Origin of the sequence: Pantoea sp. GM_Pan_4 (assembly GCF_026541005.1) — a bacterium.
GTDB classification, from domain to species: Bacteria; Pseudomonadota; Gammaproteobacteria; order Enterobacterales; family Enterobacteriaceae; genus Pantoea; species Pantoea dispersa.
The window spans coordinates 1-16,808 of the sequence record NZ_JALNUZ010000004.1; the positions used below are offsets into that span (position 1 = coordinate 1).

Below are 16,808 nucleotides of genomic sequence, written 5' to 3' on the forward strand. Positions count from 1 at the left end.
AGGGTTGAATGCGGGTTACAAGGTCTGGGTGCGTTCGTGAAGGACGCGTTGTCGCCATCAATGGCGACAACGCAGAATCTAATACGGGTCAAAGCCTTTGCCGCATTTCCCAGGTTGCGCATTTATGCGCACCTGGTAGCGGCGCGATTTATCGCGCAATGGTTGGTCGCCATAAATGGCGACCCTACAGGGTTGAATGCGGGTTACAAGGTCTGGGTCCGTTCGTGAAGGACGCGTTGTCGCGATCAATGGCAACCCTGCAGAATCTAATACGCGTCAAAAGACCTTGCCGCATTTCCCAGGGTGCGCATTTATGCGCACCTGGTCGCGGCGCGATTTATCGCGCAATAATTGTGCGCTTCCCTGCGCACTGTCGCCGCTTAACGCCAGCCGAGTTCTGGCGCGACGTGGGTCAGAATGCTGTCGATCACGTGCGCACAATAATCCACGCCAAGCTGATTAGGGATGGTCAGCAACAGGGTATCGGCTTCCGCAATCGCTTCATCCTGTGCCAGCTGTTTGATCAGCTGCTCCGGCTCTGCAGCATAGCTACGCCCAAAGATGGCGCGGGTTTTCTCATCGAGGAATCCGACGGAATCCTGCTCCTGTCCGCCGCGACCAAAGTAAGCGCGGTCGGTGTCGTTCATCAGGGCAAAAATACTGCGGCTGACCGACACGCGCGGCGCACGCTGATGCCCTGCCGCCTGCCAGGCTTCTTTATAGGCGCGAATCTGCTTCGCCTGCTGCACATGGAACGGTTCGCCGGTCTCGTCATCCTTCAGCGTCGAGCTCTGCAAATTCATCCCCAGCTGGGCCGCCCAGATCGATGTGGCGTTCGAGCCGGAGCCCCACCAGATACGCTCGCGCAGGCCTTCGGAATATGGCTCCAGGCGCAGCAGCCCCGGTGGATTCGGGAACATCGGCTGCGGATTGGGTTTGGCAAACCCTTCGCCACGCAGCACTTCCAGCAGCTCTTCGGTGTGACGACGTCCCATATCCGCATCGGTTTCCCCTTCGCGCGGATTAAAGCCAAAGTAGCGGTAGCCTTCAATCACCTGCTCCGGCGAGCCACGGCTCAGGCCGAGCTGCAAACGGCCGTTGGCGATCAGGTCCGCTGCCCCGGCGTCTTCCGCCATATACAGCGGATTTTCGTAACGCATGTCGATCACACCGGTACCAATCTCGATGCGGCTGGTTTTGGCACCGACCGCCGCCAGCAGCGGAAACGGTGAACTCAGCTGGCGGGCAAAGTGGTGTACGCGGAAATAGGCACCGTCGGCACCCAGTTCTTCGGCGGCGACAGCCAGGTCAATCGACTGCAGCAGCACATCCTGCGCCGAACGGGTGGCCGAGTGTGGTGACGGGGTCCAGTGACCGAAAGATAAAAAGCCAATTTTTTTCATGCTAAATGCTCCTCGCGGGCCAGAACGGCGCCGGCGTCATCAATCAGAATTCGATGAGGTAAGGTTACGCCTGTGCGAAGAGGACTGATAGCCAATAGTTTTCGCGCGCTTCTTCAACTTTTTTGCATAACAAAGCAATTTTCCGTCTTTGTGTTTATCACGCGTATCGCGCATCGTGAGCGCATCTTTTCCCGTCTCGCTGACTGAACACATGAACATGGTCAAAGGAACCTCCGCCTACCTCAGTGCGCAACAGCGCGAAGTGGTGCATCAGCTGGCGCGCAGCTGGCTCTGGCGCAGCGAATTGCCGACCTGGCTGTTAATCATTACCGTTTATAGCGGCTGGTTCGCCAGCGTGCTGTACTGGCAAACGCTGGGCCTGCCCCTCGCCACGCTGCTGCTGATCCTGTTCACCACCTGGTATTTGTCGCTGCAGCATGAGTTGATTCATGGCCATCCGACGCGCCTGCCGCGCCTTAATCAGCTGTTTGGCACGCTGCCGCTGGCGGTGTGGTATCCGTATGGTCTGTACCGGGATTCGCACCTGGCGCATCACCGCAACCACACCCTGACCGATCCGCATGATGATCCGGAAACCTATTATCTGTCGCCGGCGCACTGGGCTCGGCTCAAACCCTGGCAGCAGCGCGTTATCCATCTGCGCAACACCTTTCCGGGACGTCTGCTGCTGGGACCGCTGCTGGATATCCTCGCCACGCTGCGCGCGCTGACGCAAAGCGTGGTGCAGCGCGACGTGCCGGCGATGATGATGTGGCTGGTGCACCTGCTACTGCTGGCCGGACTTTTTTACTGGCTCAGCCTGCACGGCTTTTCCCCGCTGTGGCTGGTGCTGGCGGTGAGCTATCCGGCGCTGATGCTGACCAAGGTGCGCTCATTTTACGAACATCGTGCCGATGAGGCGCCGCTGGCGCGCTCGGTGAATAACGAAGCGGCCTGGCCGTGGCGCCTGCTGTTCCTGAATCTCAACTATCATTCTGTACATCACGATCTGCCCGGTTTACCCTGGTACGGTCTGCGCAAAGTCTATTTGCTCTACCGCGACGGCTACTATCAGCGTAATCAGGGTTTTCGCGTTGCCGGTTACGGCGAATGGATGAAGCGCTTCTGGCGTCAGCCGATCGACGTTAACGCCCACCCGGGACACCACAAGGACGCACAGAATGCACATCATCTCTTTACCGATGTACGACATCGACCACCCGAGCACGCTGGCCATGACCTCAGTGCTGACGCGGCTGCTGGCGAAGCGCGGCGTGCAGGCTGAGGTGCAGTGGCACGACGACCTGCTGCCACACTGGCGTGATGACAATCTGCTGCTGAGTCAGACCTGCGGCTATCCGCTGGTCGCGCTATTGCCTGACGTGCAACTGGTGGGCACGTTTCAGTCCAATGCGCCTGGCTGCCATGATCTGCGCTATCGCAGCTGGCTGGTGGCACGGCAGGAAGATGAGAACCTGAGCCTCGCCGATTTCCGCGACCGTCGCGCAGTGTGCAACAGCAATGACTCACACTCCGGATACAATTCGCTGCGCTACGTGGTCGCGCCGCTGGCCCAGGACGGCAAATTCTTCGCCACTACCCGGTTCAGCGGCAGCCACCGCCAGTCGCTGGCCGCGCTGCGCGCCGGAGAGGCCGACCTCGCCGCCATTGATTGCATCACCTGGGCGCTGCTGCGCAAATACCGGCCGCAGGAGCTGCAGGGCTTAGCCATTATCGGTGAAACCCCGCTGTGTGCCGCGCTGCCGCTGATAACCTCGGCGAAAACCGACAGTCTGCTACTGGAAAAGCTGCGCAGCACGCTGTTTGAGCTGGCCAATGTGGAGGATTACAAGGATGTGATGAAGGCCAACCTGCTGGCGGGCTTTTCTGTGCCGCAGCGCGACTGGTTTGACGAGGTTAAACGCTGGGAAGATGACGCCGCCGCGCTGGGCGTGACGGCGCTGTAAATAAAGCACTAACCGGCGGCATCCCTGCCGCCAGCGGACTTACTGTGCGCGAGCCGCGATAATCGCCTCTGCGACGTTACGCGGTGCTTCGGCGTAGTGGGCAAACTCCATGCTATACGTGGCGCGGCCCTGAGACATTGAGCGTAGCGTGGTGGCGTAGCCAAACATCTCGGCCAGCGGCACTTCAGCACGGATAATGCGCGCGCCGAAACGCTCGTCCATGCCCTGCAGCGTGCCGCGCCGGGATGACAAATCGCCCATCACGCCGCCGGCATACTCTTCCGGCGTCTCCACTTCCACTTGCATCACCGGCTCAAGTATCACCGGATCGGCCTGCTTCGCTGCCGCTTTGAAGCCAAAGATCGCCGCCATGCGGAACGCCATCTCGGACGAGTCAACGTCGTGATAAGAGCCAAACGTCAGCGTGGCTTTGATGTCGACCACCGGATAACCGGCCAGCACGCCGCTGTTGAGCGCTTCGCGAATGCCCTTCTCCACTGAAGGAATAAATTCGCGCGGCACCACGCCGCCTTTGGTCGCGTCTTCAAAGGCGAAACCGCTTCCGGCCGCCTGCGGCTCCAGCGTCAGCACCACGTGACCATACTGGCCCTTACCGCCCGACTGACGCACGAATTTCCCTTCCACCTCGCGCACCGTTTTGCGGATGGTTTCGCGGTAGGTTACCTGCGGCCGGCCAATATTGGCTTCCACGCCGAACTCGCGTTTCAGACGGTCGACGATAATCTCCAGATGCAGTTCGCCCATGCCAGAGATGATGGTCTGACCGGACTCCTCATCGGTGTGCAGCCGGAACGACGGATCCTCTGCCGCCAGCCGCTGCAGCGCCAGCCCCATTTTTTCCTGATCGCCTTTGGTCTTTGGCTCAATCGACAGCGAAATCACCGGATCGGGAAACTCCATGCGCTCCAGCGTGATTACCGCATTAGGATCGCACAGCGTTTCGCCGGTGGTGACCTCTTTCAGCCCGACGCAGGCGGCAATATCGCCGGCGCGGATCTCATCAATTTCGATGCGATCGTTAGCCTGCATCTGCACGATGCGGCCAATGCGCTCTTTACGCCCTTTTACCGCGTTCCACACGCTGTCACCCTTGCGCAGCACGCCAGAATAGACGCGCACAAAGGTCAGCTGACCGACATAAGGATCGCTCATCAGCTTGAACGCCAGCGCCGAGAAAGGTTCCTCATCGTCAGCATGGCGTTCGTCGTGTTCGCCGCGCTCGTTGATGCCGGCGACCGGTGGCACGTCGAGCGGCGAAGGCATCAGTTCGATGACCGCATCGAGCATGCGCTGCACCCCTTTGTTTTTAAACGCGCTGCCGCACAGCATCGGCTGGATTTCGCCCGCCAGCGTGCGCTGCCGCAGCCCGGCAATCACCTCGTCTTCACTGAGATCGCCCTGCTCCAGATAGCGATCCATCAGCGTTTCGCTAGCTTCTGCCGCTGCTGCCACCATGTTTTCCCGCCACTCCGCCGCCTGCGCCTGCAGCGCGTCCGGAATCGGCGCATAGCTAAAGCTCATGCCCTGGCTGGCGTCGTCCCAGTAGATGGCGCGCATTTTGTTGAGATCGATGACCCCGCTGAACTGCTCTTCAGCGCCGATGGGAATGACAATCGGCACCGGATGCGCCTGCAGGCGATCTTTCATCATCTGCACCACGCGGAAAAAGTCCGCGCCCTGGCGGTCCATCTTGTTGACGAACGCAATGCGCGGCACGTGGTATTTATTCGCCTGCCGCCACACGGTTTCTGACTGCGGCTGAACGCCACCGACCGCGTCGTACACCATCACGGCGCCATCCAGCACGCGCATTGAGCGCTCCACTTCAATGGTGAAGTCAACGTGTCCGGGAGTATCAATGATGTTGATACGGTGCGGCGTGAAGCTGCCGTCCATGCCCGGCCAGTAGCAGCTGACCGCCGCCGAGGTGATGGTAATGCCGCGCTCCTGCTCCTGCGCCATCCAGTCGGTGGTTGCCGCGCCATCGTGCACTTCACCCAGCTTGTGGCTCATTCCGGTGTAAAACAGGATGCGCTCAGTGGTGGTGGTTTTACCGGCATCGATGTGCGCGGAGATGCCGATGTTGCGATAACGTTCGATGGGGAGGGGTCGGGGCATGATGCGTCCTTAGTCTGTTGACGAAAAAACCGGCAGGCACCATTGCCCGCCGCTGTGCCCCAGCATAAACCCATTGTACGAATGAATACGAACAGTTTGAGCTTTTTTTGCTCATCGCTGAGATTGTCACGGTTTTCCGCATTTGCGGTGTGGCGCAGTGACGCGCAGCGCTTTAAGGTAAGGCTTTCATGCTTAACGGGAAAACAGTCCATGCGTATTCTGATTGTGGGAGCCGGTGCCACCGGCGGGTACTTTGGCGCGCGCCTGGCGCAGGCCGGCCGTGATGTGACCTTTCTGGTGCGCGAGCGCCGCCAGCAGCAGCTGCAACAGACCGGACTGGTGCTGCAAACGCCGGAAGGCAGCACGGTGCTGCAGCCGCAGCTGGCGCTGGCCTCGACGCTGACCGGTGATTACGATCTGATTATCCTGACGGTGAAAAGCTTTGCGCTGGAACAGGCGATGGAAGACATCGCCCTGGCGGTTGGGCCGCAGACGCTGATCATGCCGATCCTCAATGGTATGCGTCATATTGATACGCTGCGCGCACGTTTCGGTGACAAGGTGATTGGCGGGCTGTGTAAGATTCACGCCACGCTGGGCGAGCACGGCGAAGTGATGCAGCTGTCGCCGCTGCACGTGCTTTACTACGGCGCGCTGGACGGCAACAACGATGCCCGTCTGGCGCGCGTGGATGCCGCGCTGCGTGACGCGCAGTTTGACAGCGTGTTCGCCGATAACATTATCAGTGAGCTGTGGGAGAAGTGGCTGCTGCTGAGCACGCTGGGTGCGGTGTGTTGTGTGGCGCGCGGCAATACGCAGCACATCCTGCGTTCAGCCGGTGGTGAAGCGCTGTTACAGGGCATTTTCGCCGAGGTGCTGGCGGTGATCACCGCTGATGGCTACCAACAGCGTCCGGCCGTGACGGCGAAGATTTATGAGACGCTGAACAATCCTGATGCGGCGATGACCTCATCCATGTACCGCGATTTAACCCAGGGCTACGATATCGAAGCCGATCAGATCATCGGCGATTTGCTGGTGCGCGGCGCGCGCCATGCGGTGGCGACGCCGCTGCTGAACGCGGTGTATGTGAACTTGCAGGTGTATTTGCAGACGCGGTGATCAGTCCGGTGCGTGGCGTGCCAGGTGCGCATGAATGCGCATCCTGTTATTTGTGCGACATGTCATTGCGGCACCAGCCAGTCGCACAAACCGTAGCGGCGCGATTTATCGCGCAATGTGCATTTCCGCACCGCGGCCGGTTGCGCAATAAATTGCGCCGCTACGGATAAGGCAGAATATTCTCTTTACTCAATCACATATGCTTTTGGTGACGGCTCAACCCAACCGCGACTGCACGCCGGGCAGCTGCATCAGGCGCTGCCAGGCTGCTTCGACCGCGTCGGGTACATCAACGTGACCGAAGAACCCCTTGCCGTTCGGGCCGTAGCCGCTGGCGTCGTCACGCAGGCGCTGCACCTCGCCCATCAGCAGCGACAGAAAACGCTCCACTGACCACAACCCCTGTGGCGGCGCGCCAACGATGCGCAGCATGCCCGCATCCATCATCACCTGCGGCACAAATACCGGCCAGCTGATGAATTCCGGCGCATGCTCGCGATCGCGCCACTGCCAGCGGAAGGTTTCCCAGCTGCGACGCTGCATCAACGGATCCTGCACCAGCAGTACGCGCTGCGGCTGCCACTGCTGCTCATCCAGCAGGCGCTGGCTCAGGGCGGCGTTTTCGCCACAGTTGCGTGAGGCGGTTTCCAGCAGCAGCTGATCGTCAGGCAGCTCAGCGAACACGCGCGCCATCTCGCCCAGCAGCTGCGCTTCGCCCTTGCCGACGGTGTCGATCTGGCGGTAGAGCGGATGGCTGGCAATCATCGCGGCCAGCAGCGCGGTTGAGTGACCGATGCCGCCGCTGATCAGCAACGGCAGCTGATATTTCTTCGCCAGCGCAATCACCGCTTCGACGTTCGGCAGCACCGCATGTCCGGCAAGTATGGCTAAATCGACCTCCAGCGTACCGTCCTTTGGCAGCTGATCGAGCGCCAGCCAGGCGGCAATGGTGTTGATATCCTGAATTTGATGGTCATTGAGCTGCATCACTTTCTCCTTGCGTTATCACTGGCAGTGTAACGCCTTAATACCGCGACGGCAGGGAAAAATTTGCTACACTCGCCGCATTCTCATCAGGAGGGATCAATGACAGCGCGTTCCGTAACGCTTGACGATGTCGCCCGGCTGGCTGGCGTCTCCTATCAAACGGTTTCCCGGGTGCTGAACCATTCGGCGCAGGTGTCACCCCGCACCCGCGCGCGGGTGGAAGCCGCGATGCAGCAGCTCAGCTACGTGCCAAACCGGGTCGCGCAGCAGCTGGCCGGCAAGGCCACGCGCACGCTCGGTCTGGCGACCAGCGATCTGGCGCTAATGGCGCCAGCGCAGATTGCTTCGGCGATTCAGCAGCGCGCGGCGGCGCAGGGCTATCATCTGGTGATCGCCATGGCCAATGCCACCAGCCACGCACAGGACACGGTACATGAACTGCTGGCGCAGCGCGTCGATGCTCTGCTGATCAACCTGCCGCTGGATGCCGCGCAGGCGGCGCAGATTCAGCAGCAGTGCGGCAGCAAACCGACGCTGTTTCTGGATGTGGAGCGCAGCGCGGCCGTGGCGCAGTGTCAGTACCGGAGCACCAGCGGTGCGCAGCAGGCGGTGGATCATCTAGTGGCGCTCGGCCACCGGCAGATTGGCGTGCTGAACGGGCCTGCCAGCTCCGCGTCAGCGCGGGCGCGATTTAGCGCCTGGCAACAGGCGCTGGCGCGTCATCAGCTGGTGCCGGACTGCGTACTGAGCGGCGACTGGAGCGCAGCGTCCGGCTACCAGGCGCTGCTGACACTGCTGCCCGACCAGCTGCCGCAGGCGCTGCTGGTGGCTAACGATCAAATGGCGCTGGGGGCGATGCGCGCGCTGCATCAGCATGGCGTACGAATTCCGGCGGAGATGTCGATCATCGGTTACGACGATACGGCGGAGAGCGCATGGTATCAGCCACCGCTGACCACGGTGCGCCAGGATTTACAGCAGTTAGGCACGGTGAGCGTCGATCGTCTGCTGGCGCAGCTGGAGGGAGAGATGCCGGACAGTCAGCCGCTGGAGACCGAGCTGGTCCTGCGCGCCACCACGGCGGCGCCGTTGCAGCAGCAGGTGGATGTGGCGGAGATTGCGCAGCAGTTACAGCAGCTGGCGCGGGCATTAAAAAGGTCGCCGTAAAGGGCGACCCTGGAGTAAAACGCGGCTATCGAGCCCGTGAAGCTTACTGCCCTTTTGGTTCGCCCATCGCTTTGAGCTTTTTCGACAGCTCGCGACGCTCTTTCGACAGATCGGCGTTTTTGATGATGTACTCGTCTACGCGATCTTCATAATCCACGCGCATGCTGGCGATGATTTCCTGAATCGCTTCCACGCTCATACCAGGTTTGATGTACTCGCTCAGGTTGTCCAGCAGCAACACACGTTTCTGGTTATCACGGATTTTCTTTTCGTTGTCCGTAATTTCGCGCTGCAGTTTGTTTTTACGACGAAACATACGCACAAACTCCAGTACGTCCTGAAATGATTGCTTGGCATTTTCCATGTTGGCACCTTTCTTGTGGCCTGCCGCGGCAGGCAAAATAGTCATAAACCGGGAAGACATTTAGCTTAGCGGCTTATAAGCCGGGTTCGCAATTTTCACCGCTAAATTCGGACTGGCACTTATCTTAGCGCAAAGAAAGGGCAATTCGCACTAAGTCATTGCCTGAGAAAACTATTTGCGCAGCGCCAGACGCACCAGGTCTGTCATGCGCTCCAGCTGACGCGCCTGCTCCAGACTCAGCCAGACGTAACCGTAAATCGCGGTGGTCTCCAGCCGCGCGCTGCCGTTGGCGATCAGCGCTTCCAGCTCCTGGGTAATGGCTTCCAGCTCGTGGCTGTTGGCAATCACCTGTTCGGTCTCGCCTTTCACCATCAGCGCCGCCAGCGCGTTCAGGGTGTTCTCGGTCATCTGCTGCGTGCGGCGCAGCGTCGGCGCGTTAAGCAGAATCAGATGGCTTTCGCGCGACGCCCACCAGGCTTCAATCTGCATCTGCATGGTGTTAACCATATTACGGTTAATGGTCTGAATGGCTTCAAACACCGATTTAGGGATGCGCGTCTCTTTGCTCGCCGGCTCCAGCAGCGCGCGCATTTTGATCACGCTGGTAAGCAGCTTCTGGAAGCGCGGATTGAGGCGCGGCTTCTCCACCAGATTGGCGGAAAAGCCAGCGTGATGAATCTTCGCCATGTTGATAAAGGCGTCGGACAGCTGAATGCGCCAGTGAGTATAGGCGCGCTGCGCCCAGATGGCGCTGAACAGCAGGGCCATCAGCGAGCCGAGGATCACATCGCCGCCGCGCCACAGCGCCACGGTGAAATCGCCGGCCGGCGCGCCGACCACCACGCCGAGCGTGATGCCGATCAGCAGTGCCATATACGGGTGTTTGCCCAGCGTCAGATAGCCGCAGACGATCATCACGATAAAGCACCACACCAGCATCAGCGGCAGTGACAGCAGCTCCAGCTTCAGCGCGATCAGCCCTGATATCAGCCCGGCAAAGGTACCGCTGATACGCTGCACCACGCGCGGCAAAACATTGCCCCAGGTGGAGATCGGTCCCATCACCACCACCAGCGTGATCAGCGGCCAGGTGCCTTCCGGAATATCGGTCAGACGGACAAACAGAAAGCACAGCACAAAGGCGATAGCGATGCGTACGCCGTGCACGGCGCGGTAGTGGCGGTAAAACCAGAACTCAATCGGAGAGATGGGCTTGTCAGCGCGTAACATGGTGGTCCGGGTGCGATAAAAATTTGCGCGCTATGTTACCCTGGCGCAGCACGAACATTGAGGGGCTGGCGCAACTTTTTGCGCAATAATACAACTGCGCTACATCTTGTTTTCTCAGTGCACACAAGGATGTAACGCAGCGTTTGCTTATCGCCCGACGGCTTACAGTTTCTGTTTCACGTAATCGCTGATGCGTGTGATGATGCCTGCTTCATCGACCGACTGCAGCGCGTACAGCGGATAGCTGGCCAGCTGCTTGTCTTTATCCAGCACCTGAATTTCGCCCACCTGCTCGCCGGCTTTGAGTGGCGCTTCGAGGTCTTTACGATTGATCACATACTTCGCCATCACGTTCGACACTTCGCTGCGCGGCAGTGACAGATAGATATCTTCGGTGGTACCGACGTCGACTTTGTGCGGGTTGCCGTACCAGACGTTTTCGCTGCCGATCTTTTTCCCGGCGTGGAACAGCTGCACGGTGTCGAAGTTGTTCTGTCCCCACACCAGCAGTTTACGCGCCTGCTCTTCACGTCCCTTCGAACTTTTCCCGCCCATGATCACCGCAATCAGACGATGGCGACCAACGATGTTCGAGGCGACGATGTTGAACCCGGCGCTCTCGGTGTGGCCGGTTTTCATGCCGTCGACGTGCAGATTCTGATCCCACAGCAGGCCATTACGGTTGTTCTGGGTAATGCCATTGAAGCTGAGGGTTTTCTCGCTGTACATGGCGTAGAAATCCTGCTCACCGTTGATGATGGCGCGCGACAGCACCGCCAGATCGCGCGCGGTGGTGTGCTGCCCCGGTGCATCAAGACCGTGCACGGTTTCGAAGTGGGTGTGCGTCAGACCGAGCTTCTGCACGTAGCTGTTCATCATGTTGACGAAGCTCTCCTGGCTGCCGGCCACATAGTCGGCCAGCGCCACGCAGGCGTCGTTGCCGGAATCGATGATCACGCCGCGCATCAGGTCGCGCACGGTGACTTTATCGCCCGGCTTAAGAAACATCAGCGACGAGCCTTTAAACACCGGATTGCCGGCGGCCCACGCATCTTTGCCTACCGTGACCACATCGTCGCGGGTGATTTTCTTCTGATCGACCGCGCGGTCGACGACATAACCGGTCATCAGTTTGGTCAGGCTGGCCGGGTTGCGTTCCGCATCCGGGTTGCCTGCGGTGAGGATCTGCCCGGTGGTGGCGTCCATCAGCACCCAGGACGCGGCATCAATGGCCGGCGGCGTCAGGGGAAACGGCATGCTGTCATCCGCGTGCGCCAGCGATGCCCAAACAATCATTCCAGATACAGTTACCAACAGACGCCTTTTCAACACTTCTTCCTCAACATCAAATAAATGAATTTACCGCCGCACGTTTTACGGCAAATAGCGCTTTGATATCTGAATAAATTGAAAAAAAGTATGAACCGCGGACAAATGCTGCGCGCCCGCTCGCAGCGATGGCGATCGAGGTTGTGCTGTACCGGGCTGACGACTATTCTGTGCGTTGATTTTCCATAGCCAGGATAACGCCGTGCCCGCCTCTGAGTTCACTTTTCTGTTCCACGATTATGAAACCTTCGGCAAAAGCCCGTCGCTGGATCGTCCGGCGCAATTTGCAGGCCTGCGCACCGACAAAGCCTTTAACGCCGTGGGCGAACCGCAGGTGTTTTACTGCCAGCTCGCGGACGATTACCTGCCGCAGCCGGAAGCGGTAATGATCACCGGTATCACGCCGCAGGTGGCCAACGCGCGCGGCGTGCCGGAAGTGGAGTTTGCTCAGCGCATTCACGCGCTGTTCAGCGAACCGCAGACCTGTGTGATCGGTTACAACAACGTGCGCTTCGATGACGAAGTGACGCGCAATATCTTCTACCGCAACTTTATCGACCCGTATGGCTGGAGCTGGCAGAACGGCAATTCGCGCTGGGATCTGCTCGACGTGATGCGCGCCTGTTATGCGCTGCGCCCGGAAGGCATCGTCTGGCCGGAGAACGACGACGGTTTCCCGAGCTTTAAGCTGGAGCATCTCACCCAGGCTAACGGCGTGGCACACGAACAGGCGCACGATGCGATGTCCGATGTGTACGCCACGCTGGCGATGGCAAAGCTGGTGCAGGAGAAGCAGCCGAAGCTGTTTGAGTTTCTGTTTACCCATCGCAACAAGCAGAAACTGATGACGCTGATTGATATTCCGCAGATGAAGCCGCTGGTGCACGTTTCCGGCATGTTCGGCGCGGCGCGCGGCAATACCAGCTGGATTGTGCCGCTGGCGTGGCATCCGGATAACAAAAACGCGTTGATCGTGGCCGATCTGGCCGGCGACATGACGCCGCTGCTGACACTGTCGCCGGATGAGTTGCGCGAGCGGCTGTATACGCGACACAGCGATCTGGGCGATTTGCCGGCGGTGCCGATCAAGCTGGTGCACATCAATAAGTGCCCGGTTCTGGCGCCGGCCAATACATTGCGCCCGGAAGATGCCGAACGACTGGGTATCGATCGTCAGCACTGTCTGGCGAATCTGGCCCTGCTGCGCCAGCATGCCGAAGTGCGGGAAAATGTGGTGACGCTGTTTGCCGAAGCGGAGCCGTTCACGCCGTCGGAGGATGTCGATGCGCAGCTGTATGACGGTTTCTTCAGCGACGCCGATCGCGCCGGCATGAACATCCTGCGCCAGACGCCGCCGCAGAACCTGCCGGCGCTCGATTTGACCTTTGAGGATAAACGTATCGCGAAGCTGCTGTTCCGCTATCGCGCCCGCAACTTCCCCGGCACGCTGGATGATAAAGAGCAGCAGCGCTGGCTGCAGCACCGCCGCGAGCAGCTTAATGCGGAGCGGGTGCAGGCGTTTTTGCTGGAGCTGGAGTCGCTGGCCAGTTTACATGAGGCCGATGCAGAGAAGATGGCGCAGCTGAAAGCGCTGTATTTGTATGCGCAGGAGCTGGTTTCGTAGCAGGGTTTCGTGCGGGCTGATGCCCTCACCCCGGCCCTCTCCCACGGGGAGAAGGGGAAGCATAGCGCGTTCTGGTGCAGCTACAGAGCTGATACCTGACACACTCTCGGGCGGTTCCCTCTCCCGCGGGCGGGAGAGGGTTAGGGTGAGGGAAAAGCCTTACACCTCTTCGCTAAACTGTGGTACCGGATTGCGGAACGTGCGGGTCACAAACGCCAGGTAAATAATACCAATCGCCGCCCACACCAGGCCGAGCACCATCGAGGTCTCTTCCAGGTTGATCCACAGCGCACCCACCGTCAGCGCACCCATAATGGGCAGCACCAGATAGTTGAGGTGATCTTTCAGCGTTTTATTACGCTTCTCACGAATCCAGAACTGGGCAATCACCGACAGGTTCACAAAGGTGAACGCCACCAGCGCACCGAAGTTAATCAGCGCCGTTGCGGTGACCAGGTCGAAGTTGATCGCCAGCAGCGCTACCGCACCAACCAGCAGCACGTTCAGCGACGGCGTGCGGAATTTTGGATGCACGAAGCCAAAGAAACGCTGCGGGAATACGCCGTCACGGCCCATCACGTACATCAGACGCGAAACGCCGGCGTGTGCCGCCATGCCGCTGGCCAGCACCGTCACCACCGAGAAAATCAGAATGCCGATCTGCAGCGCTTTACCCGCCACGAACAGCATGATTTCCGGCTGTGAAGAGTCCGGATTCTGGAAACGCGAGATATCCGGGAAGTACAGCTGCAGGAAGTACGAGACGCCAATAAAGATCACCCCACCAATCAGCGCGGTCAGGAAAATCGCGCGTGGAATGGTGCGCTCGGCATCTTTGGTCTCTTCCGACAGCGAACTGATACCGTCAAAGCCAAGGAACGAGAAGCACAGAATGGTCGCACCGGTAATCATCGGCACCACCTGCGCATTTTCAGACCAGAACGGCTTCGTACTGGTCAGCGTACCGGCGCCAATACCATGTGCCACACCATACACCACCATACCGGTGATCACAGCCATCACCACTACCTGCAGCACCACAATGACGCTGTTGAAGTTGGCCACGGTTTTGATACCACGCAGGTTGGAGATGGTCATAAACGCCACCAGCAGCACCACGAAAATCCACGACGGAATGCCCGGCACCAGCGACTCAAAGTAGCTTTTCGCCAGCAGGATGTTGATCATCGGCATGAACAGATAGTCCAGCAGTGATGACCAGCCCACCATAAAGCCGACGTGCGGACTGATAGCCTTCTGAGCATAGGTGTAAGCGGAGCCCGCAGATGGGAAGCGGCGTACCAGCTTGCCGTAGCTCACGGCAGTAAACAGTATCGCGATCAGCGCGAAAGCATAAGCGGTGGCGACGTGACCGTCGGTGAGGCCTGACACGATGCCGAAGGTATCAAACAGGGTCATTGGCTGCATATACGCCAGGCCCATCATGACGACCGGGATCAGAGTCAGAGATTTTTTCAGATGTGCACGCTGTGGTGCGGCAGAGGTATTAAGCGACATTGTTCAGGCCCCCTACAGCAACAACTGAGTTCAGTTGTACCACAGGGATACTGCGCAATGTGCTGCAGTGAGAAGTGATATTAGTGTTTGCGATTGTCGCCGCGCCATAATCATCACGGAAGCGAGAACCAGCCTGCGCTGGTGCAATTGTAAACAGTCCCATCTTTGTTCCTCAAATCTCACGCACAAGCGTGTTTCAGTGTCTATCTATCCGGATGCGTGTCCGGCCTCGTTCATGTAGTGAAAGCACCATGCAAAAAAATAACCGACGTAATAAGCGTCGGTTATGTTTTGTCTTTTGCAGGGCGCGTATTTTGCCCCAACTTAGGCCATCGACACAAGATGTTGGATCAATTCTTCTGTCGGTCAGGCGTTCTTTAACATCCAGTCAATTTCCGTGGCGGTGATCAGCCGTTCAAACTCGCGCAGTTCATACTGTTTGCAGCTGTGCCACACGCCGCTGAAACGCTCGCCGAGCAGCTTTTGCAGCGGATAGCTGTTTTCAAACTCGTACAGCGCATCGCTCTGGCGAATCGGCAGTTCCAGCCCTTCTGCCTCGTGGCCATTGCCTTTCACCGGATGCGGTAAGGGTAGCTGATTATCCAGACCGTGCAAGATACCGGCAATAATTGCTGACACCACCAGATACGGATTGGCATCGGCGCCCGCCACACGGTACTCGACGCGATGGTTTTCTACATCGCCGCAGGGAATGCGCAGTGCTACCGTGCGGTTATTGTGTCCCCATGAAGCCTGTAGCGGCACAAACGCCTCCGGCAGGAAACGGCGAAACGCGTTGACGTTAGGCGCCAGCAGCGCCATTGATGCCGGCATCAGATCGATCATGCCAGCCAGCGCCCGCTTCAGCAGCGGCGAATCGCTGCCATCATCCAGCGCAAAGGCGTTGTGGTCGGCGGCATCCAGCATACTGATGTGAACGTGCATGCCGCTGCCCGCATACTCCTCATACGGCTTGGCCATAAACGTGGCGGTCATGCCGTGATTTTCTGCCACCTGACGCACCAGCCGCTTCAGCAGAATGGCGTCGTCGCAGGCTTTGAGGATATCGCGCGTATGGTGCAGGTTAATTTCGAACTGGCCCGGCGAGGCTTCCGCCAGCGCGCCGTCGGCGGGGATATTCTGCAGTTTCGCCAGCGCGTCGATATCGCGCAGTACGTCGGCGAAATGGTCGAGATTATCCAGCGAATACACCTGACTCTGCATGTTGCGCTCTTCGCTACCCGGCGCACACGGCGGCTGAATATAGCCTTCGGCATCGCGCTTTTTGTCCACCAGATAGAACTCCAGCTCTACCGCTACCACCGGAAACAGACCGCGATTGCGCAGCTGTTGCCACAGCCGGTTCAGCACGTTTCGGGGTTCAACGTCAAAGGGAGTGCCATCTTGGTCGCACATGGTCAGCAGCAGCTGGGCGATACGTTGCGGGTCAGAGGCGGAAGGAATTAAGGTCCCGGGGACCGGTATGCAGAGGTTATCAGGTTCGCCGAGCGCCTGTCCGAGGCCGGCTTCCTCGACGGTGTTGCCGAGAATGTCCATGGCGAAAACCGAGGCCGGAAAGTAACACCCTTTTTCCAGCTTGGCTAACGCGGAGACGGGAATGCGTTTACCGCGAAATACCCCGTTGAGATCGTTTAACAGAATATCGACATACTGCGTTTCCGGATGGCGTTCCAGCCAGGTTTTCACCTCCAGCTGGAACGCGCTGGTTCGTTTTTCTTCACTGTGTCGCGTGAAGTCTTCTACTTCCACGAGGTTCGTCATCTTCCCACCCGCCCTATACCGTTTAAGATGGTTTGCACATGCTCAAAATAACAGCCACACCTCTAACATAGCTCTAACGCAAATGGTGTGCAAATGTAACAATTCTGTTTGAAGAACAACCAGACGGTTGCTAGATTGACAATATATTGCACACTTTTTCTACTTAGCGCGCAAAA

The 16,808-nt window shown here is 58.8% G+C and carries 14 protein-coding genes; 6 read left to right on the forward strand and 8 right to left on the reverse strand.

The genetic code is table 11. The annotated features are described in order from the left end of the window. The coding region (locus tag OXR61_RS11190) for a hypothetical protein (protein WP_267412160.1) at window positions 1-228 on the forward strand (228 nt) is incomplete at its 5' end. Between the two features lie 152 nt (window positions 229-380). Here OXR61_RS11190 and OXR61_RS11195 read toward each other — a convergent pair. Next, complete coding sequence (locus OXR61_RS11195) at window positions 381-1,403, reverse strand: LLM class flavin-dependent oxidoreductase (protein WP_021509376.1); 1,023 nt, start codon at window positions 1,401-1,403, stop codon at window positions 381-383. A gap of 217 nt (window positions 1,404-1,620) precedes the next feature. Between OXR61_RS11195 and OXR61_RS11200 the strand changes: the two genes are divergently transcribed. Next, a complete protein-coding gene (locus OXR61_RS11200) occupies window positions 1,621-2,688 on the forward strand; it encodes a fatty acid desaturase (RefSeq protein ID WP_031280076.1) in 1,068 nt (355 codons plus the stop codon). Continuing rightward, the gene (locus tag OXR61_RS11205; protein ID WP_040679873.1) at window positions 2,585-3,370 is read left to right on the forward strand and encodes a PhnD/SsuA/transferrin family substrate-binding protein; all 786 of its coding nucleotides are present in this window, start codon (window positions 2,585-2,587) and stop codon (window positions 3,368-3,370) included. Before OXR61_RS11200 ends, OXR61_RS11205 begins: the two co-directional genes overlap by 104 nt. A gap of 39 nt (window positions 3,371-3,409) precedes the next feature. Here the strand turns inward: OXR61_RS11205 and fusA are convergent, their stop codons facing one another. Continuing rightward, window positions 3,410-5,509, reverse strand: coding sequence for an elongation factor G (fusA, locus tag OXR61_RS11210; protein WP_021509373.1), 2,100 nt, complete (start codon window positions 5,507-5,509; stop codon window positions 3,410-3,412). A 210-nt stretch (window positions 5,510-5,719) separates the two neighbouring features. Between fusA and OXR61_RS11215 the strand changes: the two genes are divergently transcribed. Continuing rightward, on the forward strand, window positions 5,720-6,631 hold the full coding sequence (locus OXR61_RS11215; protein ID WP_021509372.1) for a ketopantoate reductase family protein: 912 nt from the start codon (window positions 5,720-5,722) through the stop codon (window positions 6,629-6,631). A 216-nt stretch (window positions 6,632-6,847) separates the two neighbouring features. Here the strand turns inward: OXR61_RS11215 and OXR61_RS11220 are convergent, their stop codons facing one another. Continuing rightward, window positions 6,848-7,618: a YdcF family protein gene (locus OXR61_RS11220; protein WP_021509371.1), complete on the reverse strand. Its 771-nt coding sequence runs from the start codon at window positions 7,616-7,618 to the stop codon at window positions 6,848-6,850. A gap of 99 nt (window positions 7,619-7,717) precedes the next feature. Here OXR61_RS11220 and OXR61_RS11225 point away from each other — a divergent pair, with 99 nt between their 5' ends. Continuing rightward, on the forward strand, window positions 7,718-8,785 hold the full coding sequence (locus OXR61_RS11225) for a LacI family DNA-binding transcriptional regulator (protein WP_021509370.1): 1,068 nt from the start codon (window positions 7,718-7,720) through the stop codon (window positions 8,783-8,785). Window positions 8,786-8,828: 43 nt separating this feature from the next. Here OXR61_RS11225 and tmaR read toward each other — a convergent pair whose 3' ends face one another. The 3 genes from tmaR to dacD all read right to left on the reverse strand — a co-directional run bounded on the left by tmaR (window position 8,829) and on the right by dacD (window position 11,708). After that, window positions 8,829-9,149 (reverse strand): PTS system regulator TmaR, encoded by a 321-nt coding sequence (tmaR, locus tag OXR61_RS11230; RefSeq protein ID WP_021509369.1) that lies wholly within the window; start codon window positions 9,147-9,149, stop codon window positions 8,829-8,831. A 171-nt stretch (window positions 9,150-9,320) separates the two neighbouring features. Then, entirely contained in the window at window positions 9,321-10,379 is a 1,059-nt protein-coding gene (locus OXR61_RS11235; protein WP_021509368.1) for an FUSC family protein, read from the reverse strand. Window positions 10,380-10,541: 162 nt separating this feature from the next. Further along, window positions 10,542-11,708, reverse strand: coding sequence for a serine-type D-Ala-D-Ala carboxypeptidase DacD (gene dacD / locus OXR61_RS11240; protein ID WP_031280074.1), 1,167 nt, complete (start codon window positions 11,706-11,708; stop codon window positions 10,542-10,544). Window positions 11,709-11,910: 202 nt separating this feature from the next. Here dacD and sbcB point away from each other — a divergent pair, with 202 nt between their 5' ends. Further along, window positions 11,911-13,332 (forward strand): exodeoxyribonuclease I, encoded by a 1,422-nt coding sequence (gene sbcB / locus OXR61_RS11245; RefSeq protein WP_021509366.1) that lies wholly within the window; start codon window positions 11,911-11,913, stop codon window positions 13,330-13,332. A gap of 159 nt (window positions 13,333-13,491) precedes the next feature. On the opposite strand, the gene OXR61_RS11250 is transcribed toward sbcB, so the two are convergent. After that, window positions 13,492-14,850: an APC family permease gene (locus OXR61_RS11250; protein WP_021509365.1), complete on the reverse strand. Its 1,359-nt coding sequence runs from the start codon at window positions 14,848-14,850 to the stop codon at window positions 13,492-13,494. Window positions 14,851-15,216: 366 nt separating this feature from the next. Continuing rightward, on the reverse strand, window positions 15,217-16,632 hold the full coding sequence (locus OXR61_RS11255) for a glutamine synthetase family protein (protein WP_021509364.1): 1,416 nt from the start codon (window positions 16,630-16,632) through the stop codon (window positions 15,217-15,219). Window positions 16,633-16,808 lie beyond the last annotated feature (176 nt).

Bases quoted from the DNA above. Each gene is read 5' to 3' on its own strand.
- OXR61_RS11200 (WP_031280076.1), top strand. From the start codon at position 1,621: ATGGTCAAAGGAACCTCCGCCTACCTCAGTGCGCAACAGCGCGAAGTG.
- OXR61_RS11250 (WP_021509365.1), bottom strand. From the start codon at position 14,850: ATGTCGCTTAATACCTCTGCCGCACCACAGCGTGCACATCTGAAAAAA.
- OXR61_RS11205 (WP_040679873.1), top strand. From the start codon at position 2,585: ATGCACATCATCTCTTTACCGATGTACGACATCGACCACCCGAGCACG.
- OXR61_RS11255 (WP_021509364.1), bottom strand. From the start codon at position 16,632: ATGACGAACCTCGTGGAAGTAGAAGACTTCACGCGACACAGTGAAGAA.
- OXR61_RS11225 (WP_021509370.1), top strand. From the start codon at position 7,718: ATGACAGCGCGTTCCGTAACGCTTGACGATGTCGCCCGGCTGGCTGGC.
- tmaR (WP_021509369.1), bottom strand. From the start codon at position 9,149: ATGGAAAATGCCAAGCAATCATTTCAGGACGTACTGGAGTTTGTGCGT.
- OXR61_RS11215 (WP_021509372.1), top strand. From the start codon at position 5,720: ATGCGTATTCTGATTGTGGGAGCCGGTGCCACCGGCGGGTACTTTGGC.
- OXR61_RS11195 (WP_021509376.1), bottom strand. From the start codon at position 1,403: ATGAAAAAAATTGGCTTTTTATCTTTCGGTCACTGGACCCCGTCACCA.
- fusA (WP_021509373.1), bottom strand. From the start codon at position 5,509: ATGCCCCGACCCCTCCCCATCGAACGTTATCGCAACATCGGCATCTCC.
- OXR61_RS11235 (WP_021509368.1), bottom strand. From the start codon at position 10,379: ATGTTACGCGCTGACAAGCCCATCTCTCCGATTGAGTTCTGGTTTTAC.
- OXR61_RS11220 (WP_021509371.1), bottom strand. From the start codon at position 7,618: ATGCAGCTCAATGACCATCAAATTCAGGATATCAACACCATTGCCGCC.